Here is a 17202-nt window from a genome sequence, read left to right as displayed (position 1 = left end):
GACCAGGGAGTTCGTGTCTATCAGGGCATAAGCTGGTCTTATGAGTGAGGAGTTTGTGACGGACGACGGCCGGCCCGGCGGCTCGCTGGCGCACCGGGTGCCGGACCTCGGCGCGCTGGAACTGCTGCTGGCCGTGGCCCGGTTGGGCAGCCTCGGGGCGGCCGCGCGGGAGATCGGCATCACCCAGCCCGCCGCCAGCAGCCGCATCCGTTCCATGGAGCGGCAGCTGGGTGTGGCCCTGGTCGACCGCTCGCCGCGCGGCTCGCGGCTCACGGACGCGGGCGCCCTGGTGACCGACTGGGCCCGGCGGGTGGTGGAGGCGGCCGCGGCCTTCGACGCGGGCGCGCGGGCCCTGCGCGACCGGCGGGACTCACGGCTTCGGGTCGCGGCGAGCATGACCATCGCCGAATACCTGCTCCCGGGCTGGCTCCTCGCCCTGCACGCCGATCGCCCCGACACGGCGGTGTCGCTGCTCGCGGGCAACTCGGCGAAGGTCGCGGAGCTGCTGCTGGCCGACGAGGCGGACCTGGGCTTCGTGGAGGGGCTCACCGTCCCGGCGGGCCTGGACTCCGCCGTGATCGCCCATGACCGCCTGATCGTCGTCACGGCCCCCGGTCATCCCTGGGCCCGCCGCCGGCGCCCCGTGACGGCCGGGGAGCTGGCGGCCACGCCGTTGATCCTGCGCGAGCGGGGCTCGGGCACCCGCCAGGTCCTGGACACGGCCCTGGGCGGTCTCGCCCGTCCCCTCATCGAACTCTCCTCGACGACGGCGGTGAAGGCGTCGGCCGTCAGCGGCGCGGGCCCCTCGGTCCTGAGCGAACTGGCCGTGCGGGAGGAGCTGGCGATGCGGCGTCTGGTCAGCATCCCGGTGGAGGGAGTGTCCCTGCACCGGGACCTGCGAGCGGTGTGGCCGACGGGGCACCGGCCGACGGGGCCGGCCCGGGAGCTGCTGTCGCTGACCAGGGGGTGAGCGGGGTCAGGACGCCGCCCGCACCAGCGCCCGCATGACCCGCAGGTCCGAGCCCATCTCCGGATGCCACTGCACCCCCAGCACCCATCCGTCGCCGGACGGCAGCTCCAGCGCCTCCACGGTCCCGTCGGCCGCACGGGCCGAGGCCACCAGCCCCTCCCCGAGCCGCTCCACCGCCTGATGGTGATAGGTGGGCACGGAGGTCTCCTCCGGGGCGATCCCCGCGTACAGCGTCCCCGGCTCCGGCTTCACGAGATGCCGGCCGAACACGCCGACCTGCTCCGCGTGCCCGTCCAGGTGCTGCACCAGCGTGCCGCCGAGGGCCACGTTCAGCAGCTGCATGCCCCGGCAGATCCCCAGCAGCGGCACGCTCGCGCGAAGCGCCGCGTCGATCAGCGCGAGTTCCCAGGCGTCCCGCTCCGGCGCGGGCGGCCCCGTACGGGGTGAGCGCTCGGCGCCGTAGCGGGAGGGATCCACGTCCGGCCCGCCCGCGATCACCAGCCCGTCCAGCCGCTCCACCGCCGCGGCGGCCCGCTCGGGCGCGTCCGGCGGCAGCAGAAGGGCGAGCCCCCCGGCCTCCTGCACCAGCCGCGGATAGCCGGCCGGCAGCAGCACCGCGTCCAGCTCCCACACGCCCCAGCGCGCACCGGTCTCCAGATACGTACTCACACCGATCAGCGGTCGTACGGTCACGCTGCCCTCCCCGAAATCAAAAGGTCCACGTGCATACCTTTGCAGAGCCGGGTCACGCCAGGAAGCCCCGCAGCAGCGCCGCAGTGCCCGCGCAGTGCTCGCGCATCATCTCCCGCGCGCCGTCCGCGTCCCCGTCCAGCACCGCCTCCACCAGCGCGGTGTGCTGGCGCTGGGAGTGCTCCAGGTTGCGCACCAGCAGCGGGATGCAGTCCAGCAGGTCGTTGACGCTCGCCCGCACCGCCGCGTACTGCGCGGTCAGCGACGGGGAGCCGCACAGTTCGGCCAGCGTCAGGTGCAGCAGCGTGTCCAGCCGCCGGTAGTCCGCGAGCGGGGCCTCGTGGGTCCGGTCCAGCGCCTCCCGCAGCCGCACCGCCTGCTCGTCGGTCAGCCCGTGCGCCGCGCACAGCCCCGCCGCTCCCACCTCGAGGACCTCGCGGAACCGGAGTACGTCCTCGATGTCGACCTCGGCGATCCGCCGGCGCAGCTCGTCCTCGCCGCCCGCGTCCGTGCGCGACAGCACGAACGTTCCGCCGTACCGGCCGCGCCGGGACTCCACCAGGCCCTGGTCCTGGAGCACCTTCAGCACCTCGCGCAGCGTCACCCGGCTGATCCCGAGCCGTTCCGCGAGCTCGCGCTCGGCCGGCAGCCGCTCGCCGCCCGGCACCAGACCGAGCCGCACGACCTGGAGGATCTGCTCCAGCGCCTCCTCGAAGCCGTTGCCCGCCCGCACCGGCCGCAGCACCGGAGTGAGCCGGTCGTTCAGTCCGCTCGGATCCACGTCCTGCGACATCCGGCTTTACCCCCTTCCCAAGCAATGGTTCTCGGCAATACCTTATGGCTCCCGGCCCCGCCGCAAAACGCGAAGCAGCCTAAGGAGGCTCTCCCGTGGCAGACCGCACACCCCCGCTCAGTGTCGAGGAGCTACACGCCCTCGTCGCCGGCGGTGAGATCGACACTGTCGTCCTGGCCTTCCCCGACATGCAAGGGCGGCTGCAGGGCAAGCGGTTCGCCGCCCGATTCTTCCTCGACGAGGTCCTGCGGCACGGCACCGAGGGCTGCAACTACCTGCTCGCCGTCGACACCGAGATGAACACCGTCGACGGCTACGAGATGTCCTCCTGGGACCGCGGCTACGGCGACTTCGCCATGCACCCCGACCTGGCCACCCTGCGCCGCATCCCTTGGCATCCCGGCACCGCCCTGCTCGTCGCCGACCTCGCCTGGAACGACGGCTCCCCGGTCGTCGCCGCCCCGCGCCAGATCCTGCGCCGCCAGCTCGCAAGGCTCGCCGAACTCGGCTACACCGCCCAGGTCGGCACCGAGCTGGAGTTCATCGTCTTCAAGGACAGCTACGAGCAGGCCTGGGACGCGAACTACCGTGGCCTGACCCCGGCCAACCAGTACAACATCGACTACTCCATCCTCGGCACCGGCCGTATCGAGCCCCTGCTGCGCCGCCTGCGCAACGACATGGCGGGCGCGGGCCTGACCGTGGAGTCCGCCAAGGGCGAGTGCAACCCCGGCCAGCACGAGATCGCCTTCCGCTACGACGAGGCCCTCGTCACCTGCGACCAGCACGCCCTCTACAAGACCGGGTCGAAGGAGATCGCCGCCCAGGAGGGCGTCTCGATCACCTTCATGGCCAAGTACAACGAGCGCGAGGGCAACTCCTGCCACATCCACCTCTCGCTCGCGGACGCCGACGGCGAGAACGCGATGGCCGGGCCCGACGGAATGTCCGACGTGATGCGGCACTTCCTCGCCGGACAGCTCGCGGCCCTGCGCGACTTCTCCCTGCTCTACGCCCCCAACATCAACTCCTACAAGCGGTTCCAGCCCGGCTCCTTCGCCCCCACCGCCGTCGCCTGGGGCCACGACAACCGCACCTGCGCGCTGCGCGTGGTCGGCCATGGCCGTTCCCTGCGCTTCGAGAACCGCCTCCCCGGCGGCGACGTCAACCCGTACCTCGCCGTCGCCGGACTGGTCGCGGCGGGCCTGTACGGCATCGAGCAGAAGCTGGAACTGCCCGAGCCCTGCCCCGGCAACGCCTACACCGCCGGCTTCGAGCACGTCCCGACCACCCTGCGCGAGGCCGCCGACCTCTGGGAGAACAGCCCGATCGCCAAGGCCGCCTTCGGCGACGAGGTCGTCGCGCACTACCGCAACATGGCACGCGTCGAACTGCAGGCCTTCGACGCCGCGGTCACCGACTGGGAGCTGCGCCGCTCCTTCGAACGCATGTGAGGCATGACGTGTCGCAACCGTATGAACTCGACGTCCTCAACCCCGCGACGGAAGAGGTGATCGCGACCGTACCCGGCGCCGTCGAGCAGGACGTCGACGCGGCCGTGTCCCGGGCCGCCCGGGCCCAGCGGGCGTGGGCGGCCGCCGCGCCCGGCGACCGGGCCCGGCTGCTGCGCCGCTTCGCCGCCGTCGTCGACGGCCACATCGAGGAACTCGCCCGGCTGGAGGTGCGCGAGGCCGGCCACACCCTCGGCAACGCCCGCTGGGAGGCCGGCAACGTCCGCGATCTGCTGGAGTACGCGGCCGGCGGAGTGGAGCGGCTGTCCGGCCGGCAGATCCCGGTCGCCGGCGGCCTCGACGTCACCCTGCTCGAACCGCTCGGCGTCGTCGGGGTCATCGCGCCCTGGAACTTCCCGATGCCGATCGCCGCCTGGGGCACGGCCCCGGCGCTCGCGGCGGGCAACGCGGTCCTTCTCAAGCCCGCCGAGACCACCCCGCTGACGGCCCTGCGCCTCGCCGAACTCGCCCTGGAGGCGGGCCTGCCCGAGCACCTGTTCCAGGTCCTGCCCGGGCGCGGCGACATCGCGGGCGAGTCCCTCGTACGCAACCCGGGCGTCGCCAAGATCGTCTTCACCGGCTCCACCCGGGTCGGCAAGCGCATCATGGCGCTCTGCGCCGACCAGACCAAGCGCCTCACGCTCGAACTCGGCGGCAAGAGCCCCAACATCGTCTTCGCCGACGCCGACCTCAAGGCCGCCCTCGACCCCTTCTCCTTCCTGGACAACTCCGGCCAGGACTGCTGCGCCCGCACCCGGATCCTCGTCCAGGAGTCGGTGTACGACGAGGCCCGCGACTTCCTCGCCGACGCGCTGGCCGGGGTCGTGGTGGGCGACCCGGCCGACGAGAAGACCCAGATGGGCCCGCTGATCTCCCGTCAGCAGCTCGACCGCGTACGGTCGTACGTTCCCGAGGACGCCCCGGCCCTGCGCGGCAGTGCCCCCGACGGACCCGGCTTCTGGTTCCCGCCGACCGTTCTCACGGGGGGGCGGCCGGACAGCGCGGCGGCCCGTGAGGAGATCTTCGGCCCCGTCGCCGTCCTCCTCCCCTTCACCGACGAGGACGACGCGGTCCGCCTCGCCAACGACACCCCCTACGGCCTGTCCGGCTCCATCTGGACCCGGGACGTGGGCCGCGCCCTGCGCGTCTCCCAGGCCGTCCGCGCGGGCAACCTGTCCGTCAACTCCCACTCCAGCGTCCGCTACTCGACCCCGTTCGGCGGCTTCAAGCAGTCCGGACTCGGCCGTGAACTCGGCCCGGACGCCCTGACCGCCTTCACCGAAACCAAGAACGTCTTCATCAGCACGGAGGGCCCCGCACAGTGACCGACAACACCGTTTGCCGCCGCCTGGTCGGCCGTACCGCCGTCGTCACCGGAGCCGGCAGCGGCATCGGCCTCGCCGCCGCCCGCCGCCTCGCCTCCGAGGGCGCGCACGTGGTCTGCGCCGACGTCGACGAGGCCCGCGGCAAGGCCGCCGCCGACGAGGTCGGCGGGCTCTTCGTCAAGGTCGACGTCACCGACCCCGAGCAGGTCGAGACGCTGTTCAAGACGGCGTACGACACCTACGGCAGCGTCGACGTCGCCTTCAACAACGCCGGCATCTCCCCGCCCGACGACGACTCCATCCTGGAGACCGGCCTGGAGGCCTGGAAGCGGGTCCAGGAGGTCAACCTCACCTCCGTCTACCTCTGCTGCAAGGCCGCCATCCCCTACATGCGCCGCCAGGGCAAGGGCTCCATCATCAACACGGCGTCCTTCGTGGCGAGGATGGGCGCCGCCACCTCCCAGATCTCGTACACGGCCTCCAAGGGCGGCGTCCTCGCCATGTCCCGCGAGCTGGGCGTGCAGTTCGCCCGCGAGGGCATCCGGGTGAACGCCCTGTGCCCCGGCCCGGTCAACACCCCGCTCCTCCAGGAGCTGTTCGCCAAGGACCCGGAGCGGGCGGCCCGCCGGCTCGTCCACATCCCGGTCGGCCGGTTCGCCGAGGCCGAGGAGATCGCCGCCGCCGTCGCCTTCCTGGCCAGCGACGACTCCTCCTTCGTCAACGCCACCGACTTCCTGGTGGACGGCGGAATCGCGGGCGCGTACGTCACGCCTCTGTAGGGCACGGACCCGGGCAGCGGCCGCCGCTCCGGCGGCCGCTGCCCACGGCGACGACGGCCTCAGAGGAACGTCTGCCCCTCACCCCGATAGGTGGGCACGGTAGCCGTCACCACGTCCCCCTCGATCAGGTGCAGCGTGTCGAACCGCTCGCACATCTCGCCCGCCTTGGCGTGCCGGAACCACACCTTGTCGCCGATGAGCAGGTCGTCGGCGGGCGAGCCGAGCAGCGGGGTCTGCACCTCGCCCGGGCCCTCCTGCGGGTCGTACCTCAGCCCCTCCGGCAGGTACGGCACCGGCAGCCGGTCGCGACCCGCGACACCGGAGGCCGGATATCCGCCGCCGAGCACGGTGACGACACCCACCCCGGGCCGCCGTACGACGGGCTGCGCGAACAGGGCGGCCGGACGGCCGGAGAAGGACGTGTAGTTGTCGAACAACCGGGGCACGTACAGCCCCGAACCGGCCGCGATCTCGGTGACCGCGTCCTCGGCCGCGGTGTGCTGCACACTGCCCGTGCCACCGCCGTTGACGAACTCCAGGCCGGGCACCACGGCCCGCACCGCCCGCACCACGGCGCCGCGCCGCTCGGCCAGCTCGCGCCGGGCGGCGGCCTGCATCAGCCGGATGGCCCGCGAGCGCAGCGGCCGCCCGGCCACGGTGTCCCCGACCCCGGCGACGTGCCCCTCGTACGCCATGATCCCCACCAGCCGGAACCCCGGCCGCCGGGCCACGGCCCGGGCCAGCTCGGCGAGTTGGGCGGGCGAGTACAGCGGCGACCGTCGCGCCCCGACCCGCACCCGGCCGCCGAGCAGCTTCAGCGAGGTGTCCAACTCCAGGCAGACCCGCACCACTTCACTCCCGCCGTCACGGGCGGCGTCGATGAGGTCGAGATGGGCGATGTCGTCGATCATCACGGTGACCGCGTCGGCGAGCTTGGGATCGGCGGCCAGCTCCGCGAAGCCCGCGCGGTCGGCGGACGGATAGGCCAGCAGGATGTCGTCGAACCCGGAGCGGGCGAGCCACAGCGACTCGCCCAGGGTGAACGACATGATCCCCTGGAAACCGTCCCTGGCCAGGACACGTTCCAGCAGGGCCCGGCAGCGAACCGACTTGCTGGCGACCCGGACGGGCTTGCCCGCGGCGCGGCGGACCAGGTCGGCCGCGTTGGCGTCGAAGGCGTCCAGGTCCACGATCGCGAGCGGGGCGTCGAGATGGGCGGTGGCCCGGTCGTAACGGGCCCGAGCGGCGGCAGGCGCAGTCATGACGGAAGCCTGCCAGACAGGATTACCGCAGGGTAGGGGGACGTTCCGGGCAGATGCCCCGGCCTGGCGGACTGGTTCTCGTTCTCTTCCGGACAACCCGTAGAGTGACGCGCACGTACGGCGGAACGCACCCGGCCGCTTCACCTGAACCGGGATGCCGGTCCAGCCGTACGGGTATGCGTGCCCGGACGGAGTTCTCCCACCGGGCGCGGCCGGAAAGCATGACGGCCCGCGTACGAGGAAACGGCCCGGGCACGAGGAAACGGGGGGTGCATGAGCACGGAAGCGCGCCGCGCCCCGATCCCTCCGCGCCCCTCGTCCCCGCCTCCCGCCCCCACCCAGGACACCACCGCCTCCGGCACGCCGTCATCGGGCACGCCCGCCGGTCGGCCGACGACCGGTCACGCGGCTGCCGGCCGCGACACGGCCACGCCGGGATCGCCGGCCCGAGGAGCCGGCCCGGCGCCCGCCGCCGGAAGGCCGGGCACGGGCTTCGCGGCCCAGGCGACCAGGCCGGATCTCCGCGACCTCGAAGCCGACCTCGACGACGAACCCTCCGTGTTCGCCCCGCGCGCCGCGCGGGGCGCGTCCGGCCGGACGGCGGGGGAGCGGCACGCGCAGAGCGGGCGCACCGAAGGCCCGACCGGCGCCGGCTCCTCCCGCATCCCCGCCTCCCGCCCCTCCGCCGTACCCGAGGCCACCGACCCGGTGAGCCCGCCACCGCCCCCCGCCTCGGCCCGCTTCCCCGACACCCCACCGAGCGCGGGCCGCACACCCCACGACGCGCACACGACCACGCAGCCGCCGCGCCCGCCGCAAGGCCCCGGATCCCGGCCTCGCCGCCCCGAGCCCCCGGCGGCCGACGGTGCGACCACCTCCGTCCCGCGTCCGGTGCGTGGCCCGGGGTCTCAGTCTCATGGTCCGGAGGCTCCGGTGGTGGATGGTGCGGTCGCGTCCGTTCCGCCGCGTCCGGTGCGTGGTCCGGGGTCTCAGACCCATCGCCCCGAGGCCCCGACGGTCGGTGGTGCGGCCACCTCCGTTCCGCCGCGCCCGGGACAGGGCCCCGGGGCTCAGCCCCGCCCGTCGCAGGCCCCCGCGGAGTCCCCGTCGGAGACGACGGCTCGGCTGCGGCCGATTCCGTCGGCGGGCGGGGCGCGGCGACCCGGGGGTGTGGCGGCGTCCGGTGCCGGGCGCCCGGGTGAGCCGGGCTCTGCCGGCGGGCGTTCGGGTTCCGCCTCGGCCCCCTTCTCCGCCTCCGCCCCGGCTCCCGTCGCCGACCGCGAGGATTCATCGGCGGCGCCGTACGCGGGCTCCCGGCCTGGCCCCTCCGGAGCGCCTGCGGAGGCCGCGTCCGAGACGACGGCACGGCTCCGGCCGATCCGGTCGGCGCCCGAGGGTTCCGTGGGTTCCGTGGTCTCACCCGCCTCCGGGCGCACGCCGGGATCCGCCGCCGGGTACGCGGGTGCCGCGTCGGCCCCCGACCGCGAGGCTTCCTCGGCGCGGCCCCCTTCGTCCTCCCCGGTGTCCCCGTCCGTGCCCGGCGCGCGCGATCTCCGGACCGCGTGGAGTCCGAGCGACCCCGCCCACCCCCCGACGGCCTCTCCGGACCCGTCGTTCTCCTGGAGTGCCGCGACGGCCGCCCGGCCGATCCTGTCCTTCGGGGAGCCCGAGGGGTACGGCGAGCGCACAGGGGTGCGGGCACCGGGGCTACGGCTGCGGCCCCGTACGGCCGCTGCCGCCGCCTGCCTGGTCCTCGGGCTCGGCCTCATCGGCGGTGCGGTGACCGGGAGCTGGCTCACCGGGGACGGCGGGGACGGCCCCGCCGGGAACGAGTTCAGCGTGGCCACCACGCTCTGGCACAGCGTGCCCGTCGACCAGCTCTTCCCGCCCACCGTCCAGGGCACCGGAGCCGGACCCGGCGGCGCCGACCGGACCTGGACCCGGATCGCCGTCGCCCCGGACAGCGGCTGCGCCGACGCCTTCGACCCGCTGCTGCACAAGGCCCTCACCCCCGTCGGCTGCCAGCGCCTGCTGCGCGCCACCTACACCGACGCCACCCAGACCTACGTCACCACCGTCGGCCTGCTGTTCACCAAGGGCGGCTCCGCGAGCATGTCCGCGCTCGCCGCCCGCTTCCGCGACGAGCACCTGGACCTCCGCAGCGACCTGATGCCCCGGCCGTACGCCGCCAAGGGCACCGTCGCGGCCGGCTTCGGCGACAAGCAGCGCGCCACCTGGACCATCTCCGTCCTCACCGACTCTCCCGTCGTGGCCTACTCCGTCTCCGGCTGGGCCGACGGACGTACCGTCGACTCTCCGCAGCCCGCGGCGGACGCCACCAGCTCCGGCGCCACCTCGGCATCCGCCCAGGCGGGCCTCGGCAACGAGGCGCAGGGTCTGGCCGACCGCATCGAACGGCGACTGCGGCAGTCCGTCAACTCGGCCACGGAGAAGCCCTCATGAGGCGATGGACGCGCGGCAGCCGCCGCGCGGGCGCGACGATCAGCCTCCTGCTCACGGGCGCCCTCGTCCTGCTGCCGTCCGCGGCCGCCCACGCCGACGGCATCCGGGCCCAGCAGTGGGGCCTGTCCGCCCTCCACCTCGACGAGGCCTGGCGCACCACCAAGGGCCGGGGCATCACCGTCGCCGTCCTGGACACCGGGGTCGAGGCCGACCATCCGGACCTGGCCGGCAACGTCCTGCCCGCCAAGGACATGATCGGTTTCGGTGCCGAGCCGGGCGACCGCACCTGGGCCCGGCACGGCACCGCCATGGCCGGCATCATCGCCGGACACGGCCACGGACCCGGCGACACCGACGGCGTCATGGGCGTCGCCCCCGAGGCGAAGATCCTGCCCGTGCGGGTCATCCTCGAAGACGGCGACTCCGCCCGCACCAAGGCCCGTACCACCCGCGGCAACGCCCTCGCCGACGGCATCCGCTGGGCCGCCGACCACGGCGCCGACGTCATCAACCTCTCCCTCGGCGACGACTCCGACTCCGCGCACCCGGAGCCGAGCGAGGACGAGGCCGTGCAGTACGCCCTGAAGAAGGGCGTGGTCGTCGTGGCCTCCGCGGGCAACGGGGGCGACAAGGGCGACCACGTCTCCTACCCGGCCGCCTACCCGGGCGTCATCGCCGCCACCGCCGTGGACAAGTACGGCACGCGCGCCTCCTTCTCCACCCGCCGCTGGTACTCCGCGGTCAGCGCACCCGGCGTGGACGTCGTGATCGCCGACCCCGACCACAAGTACTACGCGGGCTGGGGCACCTCGGCCGCCTCCGCCTTCGTCTCCGGCGCGGCGGCCCTGATCAAGGCGGCCCACCCAAACCTGGCTCCCGCCCAGATCAAGAAACTCCTGGAGGACACGGCCCGGGACGCCCCGGTCGGCGGCCGCGACGACTCCCGGGGCTTCGGCATGATCGACCCCGCGGCCGCCCTCAAGGCGGCGGCCAGGCTCAAGCCACAGGCCCTGCGCCCGGCGTCGTACGACAAGAGGTACTTCGGCACGGGCCCGGACACCCCCAGGTCCACCACCTCAACCTCCGACTGGGCGGGCCCTCTGGCAGGCAGCATCGGGGGAGTGCTCCTGGTAGCGGGGTTGGTCCTGTGGAGAAACCGCAGGGCAACTCCTTGAGGGGCGAGGGGCTGTGTCGATGTGCGGCTGCCGCCGCGCGGGCGCGACCGACTACGGACAACCCGCACCCGCCACACGGCCGGCGCCCCTACGACGCAGAGGCGAACCCGGCCACCGCCGCCTTCGCCGCGGCCTCCACCAACGAAATCCCCTCCGCCTGACTCACCGTCCCCTTGGACAGCACGGCCACCAGAAGACCGGCCCCGTCCACCGTCACCCGCCCGATGCTGTTCACATCCCACAGCCCGGTCGCGCTGCGCGGCATCCACCCGTTCTTCAGCGCCCACGAGGACCCGACGGCCGCCGCCGACACCCCCCACCGCTGATCGGCCTCCACCCCCTCCATCAGCCCCTGGACGTACGTCCGAGAAGCCGCGCTCAGCAGCGACTGCGCACCGAACACCTGCTGCAGCAACACCAGTTGATCCGCGGCCGTGGTCCGCGTCAGCCCCCACAGGTCACCGTCACCACCCGAGGTCGCCGAGAGACCGAAGCGCTCGTTCGCCGCGTCCAGCCCCTCGGCCCGCCCGATGGCATGCCACAGGGCCGTCGCGGAAGCGTTGTCGCTGTTCTCGATCATCTTCGTGGCGTAGGCCCGCTCCGTCGCCGTCAGCCGCCGCCCCGCGTCCTGCGCCCGCAGCAGCAGCGTGGCCAGAATGTCGACCTTGACGATGCTCGCCGTGTCGAAGGTGTCCTCGCCGTACGCGGCACTCGCCCCGGACTCCAGGTCCAGCACCGCCGCCGACACCTTCGCTCCCGACGGCACCGCCACCGATGCCATGACCTTCGCCGGCAGCCGCTTCCGGCCGGCGGCCGAAGACGACGTCACGGGTTCCACCGATGCCTCCTCGCCCGCCGTGGCCGAGGAGGAGGCCGACGGCGACGCCGCCGACGATACGGCGTCGGCGGCGGAGAGCGCCCGTGCCTTCGCACAGACCGTGCCGCCCGTGTGCCCCGTGGGACGGGATGAGATCCGGGGTCAGGGAACGCTGAGATCCCCGTGAAGGCGGTGCCGGCCCGTCCACCGGCCCCGCACGAAGCAGGCGGCATCCCCCCTATAGGGTCGGTGACCGTGGCGAACAAGAACATTCCCGACCCCGGCTTCTCCGACGACGACGGCTCCGCCGACCCCCGGCTGAGCGCCGCGCTCGCCGCCTGGGCCGAGGACCGCACGGCCGTGGGCCCGGTCCTGGAGGCACTGAAGGGTGCCCGGCTGCTGGTTCCCGTCGTGGCCGTGCTCGGCGAGGTCGAGGAGGACGAGAACGGGCTGCGGCGCGAGAAGACCAGTGACATGGCCGTGCCCACCCTGAAGGCCGGCGACCGCACCGCCCTGCCCGCCTTCACCTCCACCGACTCCCTGGCCCGCTGGGACCCGGCGGCCCGCCCCGTCGCCGTACCCGTGCACCAGGCGCTCGAGGCCGCCGCGCACGAGAAGGCGGACACGGTCGTGCTCGACCTCGCCGGACCGGTGCCCTTCGAACTGACCGGTCCGACGCTGGTCGCCCTCGCCGAGGGCCGCACGAGCACCGACCCGCTCGCCGATCCGGCCGTCGTCGAGGCCGTGCGCGCGGCCGTGGCCGCCGAGCCCGCCGTGCTGCGCGCCCACCTCGGGCCCGGCCGGGCCGACGGGACCCTCGCCCTCGTTCTCGACCCGGCCGCCGCTCCCGCCGAGGCCGCCCGCGCGGTCGCCGAGCGGCTGGCCGCCGACGACACGCTGAGGGCCCGCCTGGTGCGGGGCCTCGACCTGGCACTGCTGCCGGCCGGGACCACCCCTCCGGGCGAGCCCTTGTACGTACGGGGGTGAAAATACCCCCGTCGGCTAGCCGTAGACCGGCCCGGTGTACTTCTCGCCCGGACCCTGGCCCGGCTCGTCCGGCACGATCGACGCCTCGCGGAAGGCCAGCTGCAGCGACTTCAGGCCGTCGCGCAGCGGCGCCGCGTGGAACGAGCTGATCTCGGTCGCGCTCGCGTCCAGCAGACCGGCGAGCGCGGTGATCAGCTTGCGGGCCTCGTCCAGGTCCTTGTACTTGTCGCCCTCCTCGGTCAGCCCGAGCTTCACGGCGGCGGCGCTCATCAGGTTGACGGCGACCGTCACGATCACCTCGACGGCGGGGACCTCGGCGATGTCCCGGGTCATCGCGTCGAAGTCGGTGTTCTCAGGAGGGGTCTCACTCATGCCCCACACGATAGGCGAGGGCGTGCGGGTGCCTTCATCAGGCCCACCCGGCCTCAATTAGCCCTTGTCAAGCGATCCTGCTAATCTGGTGGGCGACCGGCCGGACATGACTGTGTCCGGCCCACAAGTGGAGGCTCCGATCTCCCACCTGACTGTCCTCCGGGACGGCGGGTCTTCCGGTCAGGCGGCCACCATCGTTCCGTACGGACGATGGAGTCGCCCGATGCGCGCCCCGCGGTCTTCGCGACGGTGCTCCGGTTGCTTTGGGAGCCCCGCCTGTGATCGTCCGGGGCATTTTTTGTGCTTCGGCGCGGTTAGGTCTCACGAAAAGAGACGTACGCGGCTGTCCGCCAGACCGCCGTGTGGTGCTACCGAGGAGGATCCATCAGCGCCGAGCCCCGCATCAACGACCGGATTCGCGTTCCCGAGGTGCGACTTGTCGGTCCCAGTGGCGAGCAGGTGGGCATCGTCCCGCTCGCTAAGGCACTGGAGCTTGCGCAGGAGTACGACCTGGACCTGGTCGAGGTCGCGGCGAACGCCCGTCCGCCCGTGTGCAAGCTCATGGACTACGGGAAGTTCAAGTACGAGTCGGCCATGAAGGCCCGTGAGGCGCGCAAGAACCAGGCGCACACGGTCATCAAGGAGATGAAGCTCCGGCCGAAGATCGACCCGCACGACTATGACACCAAGAAGGGTCACGTCGTCCGGTTCCTCAAGCAGGGCGACAAGGTCAAGATCACGATCATGTTCCGTGGTCGCGAGCAGTCCCGGCCCGAGCTGGGCTACCGACTGCTGCAGCGTCTCGCGGAGGACGTCCAGGACCTCGGTTTCGTCGAGTCGAACCCGAAGCAGGACGGCCGGAACATGATCATGGTCCTCGGTCCGCACAAGAAGAAGACCGAGGCCATGGCCGAGGCCCGCCAGGCGCAGGAAGCCCGGAAGGCGGAAGCGAAGGCGAACCCCGGTCGGTCGCAGAACCCTGCCGAGGCTGAGGCGTCCGCCGAGGAGCCCGCCGAGGCGTGATCCCGCGGGACGCAAGTCCCCGAGGATGTAACTGATAGAAGAGCGACGCTCCACCGTGCCCGGTTTTCGTGACCGGGCACCGGAGCGCCACCCGACGAGGAGATACGGCGCTATGCCGAAGAACAAGTCGCACAGCGGTGCCAGCAAGCGCTTCAAGATCACCGGCTCCGGCAAGGTGCTCCGTGAGCGCGCCGGCAAGCGCCACCTGCTTGAGCACAAGTCGTCCCGCGTGACGCGTCGCCTCACCGGCAACGCCGAGATGGCCCCGGGCGACGCCGCGAAGATCAAGAAGCTTCTCGGCAAGTGACGTACCGGCGCTTGAATCCGAGCGCCGTACGCCAGGACCGGGACCCAGTCGTTTCCGGGTCGTGTGTGTACCCCCACGACCCCGCTACAAGGAGTTAACAAGTGGCACGCGTCAAGCGGGCAGTCAACGCCCACAAGAAGCGCCGGGCGATCCTCGAGCAGGCCTCCGGCTACCGCGGTCAGCGTTCGCGCCTCTACCGCAAGGCCAAGGAGCAGGTCACCCACTCGCTGGTCTACAACTACAACGACCGCAAGAAGCGCAAGGGCGACTTCCGTCAGCTGTGGATCCAGCGCATCAACGCCGCTGCCCGCGCGAACGGCATCACCTACAACCGCTTCATCCAGGGTCTGAAGGCCGCGAACGTCGAGGTCGACCGCAAGATCCTGGCCGAGCTGGCCGTGAACGACGCCGGTGCGTTCGCCGCGCTCGTCGAGGTCGCGCAGAAGGCGCTGCCGGCGGACGTCAACGCGCCCAAGGCTGCGTGACGCCGCGCTGGCTCTAGGCCGACGTGACTGAAGGACCCGCAGGCTGTCATGGCTTGCGGGTCCTGTTGTTGGGGCCCTCAGCCTTCGTTTCGGCTGTGGGCCGGTGGGGGCTGGCCGCGCAGTTCCCCGCGCCCCTTCGGGGCGCGAAACTGAAGCTCTCCCGAAGGTGAAGAAGATGCCCCCCGTCACTCCCGAGCTGATCTCCCCCCGGTCCGCCCGTGTCGCCGCCGCCCGGCGGCTCGCCAAGCGGAACTTCCGGGGCAAGGACCGGCTGTTTCTCGCGGAGGGGCCGCAGGCCGTGCGGGAGGCCGCCGGGCATCGGGCCGGAGGGCAGGCGACCCTCGTCGAGCTGTTCGCCACCGTGGAGGCCGCCGAGCGCTACGCCGACATCATCGGCGAGGCGCGGCAAGCGGGCGCCCGTGTCCACCTCGCCTCCGAAGAGGTCATCGCCGACATCTCGACCACGGTCACCCCGCAGGGACTGGTCGGGGTCTGCCGGTTCCTGGACACGCCCTTCGAGGACATCCTCGCCGCCCGGCCGAGGCTCGTCGCCGTGCTCGCCCACGTCCGCGACCCGGGCAACGCGGGGACCGTGCTGCGCTGCGCCGACGCCGCGGGCGCCGAGGCCGTCGTCCTCACCGACGCCTCCGTGGACCTGTACAACCCCAAGGCCGTACGCGCCTCCGTGGGCTCCCTGTTCCATCTGCCCGTCGCCGTCGGCGTGCCCGTCGAGCAGGCCGTGGCGGGGCTGAAGGACGCCGGAGTGCGGATCCTCGCGGCCGACGGGGCCGGCGACCGGGACCTGGACGAGGAGCTGGACGAGCAGACCATGGGCGGGCCGACCGCCTGGGTGTTCGGCAACGAGGCCTGGGGGCTCCCGGAGGAGACCCGCGACCTCGCCGACGCCGTCGTACGCGTCCCCATCCACGGGAAGGCCGAGAGCCTGAACCTCGCCACGGCCGCCGCCGTATGTCTGTATGCATCGGCCCGTGCACAGCGCGCCCGCACAGGGTGCCGTTCCGTCACCGAGAGCTAGTAGGGTGACCAGCTCGGGGCCCTGCGCCGGCTGAGAGGTGGGGTACGGGGATGAGCGTGGTCGGCACGAGCACTGCGCCGGACGGGCGGGACGTGCGCCGCACACCCGCGCCCCGGCACGGCGACCGCACCGAGACCGGCCTCGGCCTCGACCCCGACCAGCTGCCCGACGGCCTCGTCGTCGCCGACGAGCACGGCCGGGTCATCTGCTTCAACGCCGCCGCCGCACGCATCACCGCCCTGAGCGCCGCCGACGCCCTCGGGCAGCACCTGGAGAAGGCGCTGCCCCTGGAGGACCTGGAGGGCAGGCGCTGGTGGCAGCTCACCGACCCTTACGGCGGCCTCGCCATCCGGGTCCGGCAGCCCGAGCGCAACCTGCTGCTCCCCGGGGGGCGGGAGGTACTGGTCTGCGCGCGGTACGTGCGCACCGCGCCCCTCGGACCCGTGCACCGCGTCATCGTCTCCCTGCGCGACACCGAGGCCCGCCGCCGCACCGAACGCAGCCACGCCGAGCTGATCGCCACCGTCGCCCACGAGCTGCGCTCGCCGCTGACCTCCGTCAAGGGCTTCACCGCCACGCTCCTCGCCAAGTGGGAGCGCTTCACCGACGACCAGAAGCGGCTGATGCTGGAGACCGTCGACGCCGACGCGGACCGCGTCACCCGGCTCATCGCCGAGCTGCTCGACATCTCCCGCATCGACTCCGGGCGCCTGGAGGTGCGCCGCCAGCCCGTCGACATCGGCGCGGCCGTCGGCCGGCACATCCAGGCCTACGTCGCCGCCGGACAGCCCGCCGACCGTTTCCTGCTGCGCATCGAGCAGCCGCTGCCCGCCCTGTGGGCCGACCCCGACAAGGTCGACCAGGTGCTCAGCAACCTCGTCGAAAATGCCGTGCGCCACGGCGAGGGAACTGTCACCATTGACATCACGCCCTCGGCATCCCCGCGCGAAGGCGAGGAAACCGGCACGTCGGTCACGGTGAGCGACGAAGGGCCCGGCATCCCGGAGGAATCCATGAACCGCGTCTTCACCCGCTTCTGGCGGGGCAGCAAGCGCGGCGGCACGGGCCTCGGGCTCTATATCGTCAAGGGCATCGTCGAGGCCCACGGCGGCACCATCACGGTCGGCCGCGCGTCCAGCGGCGGCGCCGAGTTCCGATTTACGTTGCCCGTGGCGGCCCCGGCGTATCTCGCCTAGCGGCCCACGGG

Annotated in this window: 17 protein-coding genes; 12 read left to right on the top strand and 5 right to left on the bottom strand. The window is 72.9% G+C overall.

The genetic code is table 11. The annotated features are described in order from the left end of the window. Positions 1 to 40 precede the first annotated feature (40 nt). Positions 41 to 970 (top strand): LysR family transcriptional regulator, encoded by a 930-nt coding sequence (locus tag AVL59_RS34665; RefSeq protein WP_067312662.1) that lies wholly within the window; start codon positions 41 to 43, stop codon positions 968 to 970. Between the two features lie 6 nt (positions 971 to 976). Here AVL59_RS34665 and AVL59_RS34660 read toward each other — a convergent pair whose 3' ends face one another. Together AVL59_RS34660 and AVL59_RS34655 are read right to left on the bottom strand one after the other, a co-directional pair. Continuing rightward, complete coding sequence (locus tag AVL59_RS34660; RefSeq protein ID WP_067312660.1) at positions 977 to 1663, bottom strand: gamma-glutamyl-gamma-aminobutyrate hydrolase family protein; 687 nt, start codon at positions 1661 to 1663, stop codon at positions 977 to 979. A gap of 52 nt (positions 1664 to 1715) precedes the next feature. Then, positions 1716 to 2453: a FadR/GntR family transcriptional regulator gene (locus AVL59_RS34655; protein WP_067312658.1), complete on the bottom strand. Its 738-nt coding sequence runs from the start codon at positions 2451 to 2453 to the stop codon at positions 1716 to 1718. Positions 2454 to 2548: 95 nt separating this feature from the next. Between AVL59_RS34655 and AVL59_RS34650 the strand changes: the two genes are divergently transcribed. Genes AVL59_RS34650 through AVL59_RS34640 form a run of 3 tightly spaced genes read left to right on the top strand, consistent with a single transcriptional unit; the run spans position 2549 to position 6068 of the window. After that, the gene (locus AVL59_RS34650) at positions 2549 to 3907 is read left to right on the top strand and encodes a glutamine synthetase family protein (protein WP_067312656.1); all 1359 of its coding nucleotides are present in this window, start codon (positions 2549 to 2551) and stop codon (positions 3905 to 3907) included. A gap of 8 nt (positions 3908 to 3915) precedes the next feature. Continuing rightward, complete coding sequence (locus AVL59_RS34645; protein WP_067312655.1) at positions 3916 to 5289, top strand: aldehyde dehydrogenase family protein; 1374 nt, start codon at positions 3916 to 3918, stop codon at positions 5287 to 5289. Further along, positions 5286 to 6068, top strand: coding sequence for a 3-oxoacyl-ACP reductase (locus AVL59_RS34640; RefSeq protein WP_067312653.1), 783 nt, complete (start codon positions 5286 to 5288; stop codon positions 6066 to 6068). Before AVL59_RS34645 ends, AVL59_RS34640 begins: the two co-directional genes overlap by 4 nt. A 59-nt stretch (positions 6069 to 6127) precedes the next feature. Here AVL59_RS34640 and AVL59_RS34635 read toward each other — a convergent pair whose 3' ends face one another. Beyond that, a complete protein-coding gene (locus tag AVL59_RS34635; protein ID WP_067312651.1) occupies positions 6128 to 7330 on the bottom strand; it encodes an amino acid deaminase/aldolase in 1203 nt (400 codons plus the stop codon). Positions 7331 to 8740: 1410 nt separating this feature from the next. Between AVL59_RS34635 and AVL59_RS34625 the strand changes: the two genes are divergently transcribed. Beyond that, positions 8741 to 9793, top strand: a complete 1053-nt coding sequence (locus tag AVL59_RS34625) for a hypothetical protein (protein WP_237281766.1) — start codon at positions 8741 to 8743, stop codon at positions 9791 to 9793. Continuing rightward, positions 9790 to 10968, top strand: a complete 1179-nt coding sequence (gene mycP / locus AVL59_RS34620) for a type VII secretion-associated serine protease mycosin (protein ID WP_067312645.1) — start codon at positions 9790 to 9792, stop codon at positions 10966 to 10968. Before AVL59_RS34625 ends, mycP begins: the two co-directional genes overlap by 4 nt. A gap of 88 nt (positions 10969 to 11056) precedes the next feature. On the opposite strand, the gene AVL59_RS34615 is transcribed toward mycP, so the two are convergent. After that, positions 11057 to 11941, bottom strand: a complete 885-nt coding sequence (locus tag AVL59_RS34615; RefSeq protein WP_067312643.1) for a serine hydrolase — start codon at positions 11939 to 11941, stop codon at positions 11057 to 11059. Positions 11942 to 12040: 99 nt separating this feature from the next. Here AVL59_RS34615 and AVL59_RS34610 point away from each other — a divergent pair, with 99 nt between their 5' ends. Next, on the top strand, positions 12041 to 12772 hold the full coding sequence (locus AVL59_RS34610) for an SseB family protein (protein WP_067318100.1): 732 nt from the start codon (positions 12041 to 12043) through the stop codon (positions 12770 to 12772). A 15-nt stretch (positions 12773 to 12787) separates the two neighbouring features. Here AVL59_RS34610 and AVL59_RS34605 read toward each other — a convergent pair whose 3' ends face one another. Continuing rightward, positions 12788 to 13144 carry a DUF1844 domain-containing protein gene (locus AVL59_RS34605; RefSeq protein ID WP_067312641.1) on the bottom strand — a complete coding sequence of 119 codons (357 nt, stop codon included), beginning with the start codon at positions 13142 to 13144 and terminating at the stop codon, positions 12788 to 12790. Positions 13145 to 13504: 360 nt separating this feature from the next. On the opposite strand from AVL59_RS34605, the gene infC reads away from it, so the two are divergent. From infC to AVL59_RS34580, 5 genes are all read left to right on the top strand, one after another. Continuing rightward, positions 13505 to 14167: a translation initiation factor IF-3 gene (gene infC / locus AVL59_RS34600; protein ID WP_078630469.1), complete on the top strand. Its 663-nt coding sequence runs from the start codon at positions 13505 to 13507 to the stop codon at positions 14165 to 14167. 112 nt (positions 14168 to 14279) lie between these two features. After that, positions 14280 to 14474, top strand: a complete 195-nt coding sequence (rpmI, locus tag AVL59_RS34595; protein WP_003977225.1) for a 50S ribosomal protein L35 — start codon at positions 14280 to 14282, stop codon at positions 14472 to 14474. A gap of 101 nt (positions 14475 to 14575) precedes the next feature. Beyond that, a complete protein-coding gene (rplT, locus tag AVL59_RS34590; protein WP_055492778.1) occupies positions 14576 to 14959 on the top strand; it encodes a 50S ribosomal protein L20 in 384 nt (127 codons plus the stop codon). A gap of 175 nt (positions 14960 to 15134) precedes the next feature. Further along, the gene (locus AVL59_RS34585) at positions 15135 to 15995 is read left to right on the top strand and encodes a TrmH family RNA methyltransferase (protein WP_067318098.1); all 861 of its coding nucleotides are present in this window, start codon (positions 15135 to 15137) and stop codon (positions 15993 to 15995) included. A gap of 50 nt (positions 15996 to 16045) precedes the next feature. Next, the gene (locus tag AVL59_RS34580) at positions 16046 to 17191 is read left to right on the top strand and encodes a sensor histidine kinase (protein ID WP_067312639.1); all 1146 of its coding nucleotides are present in this window, start codon (positions 16046 to 16048) and stop codon (positions 17189 to 17191) included. Positions 17192 to 17202: the final 11 nt, after the last annotated feature.

It is taken from the genome of Streptomyces griseochromogenes, assembly GCF_001542625.1.
In the GTDB taxonomy this organism is placed as follows: domain Bacteria; phylum Actinomycetota; class Actinomycetes; order Streptomycetales; family Streptomycetaceae; genus Streptomyces; species Streptomyces griseochromogenes.
Note: the sequence above shows the minus strand (reverse complement) of the source record. Positions and strands in the feature narration are given on the sequence as shown.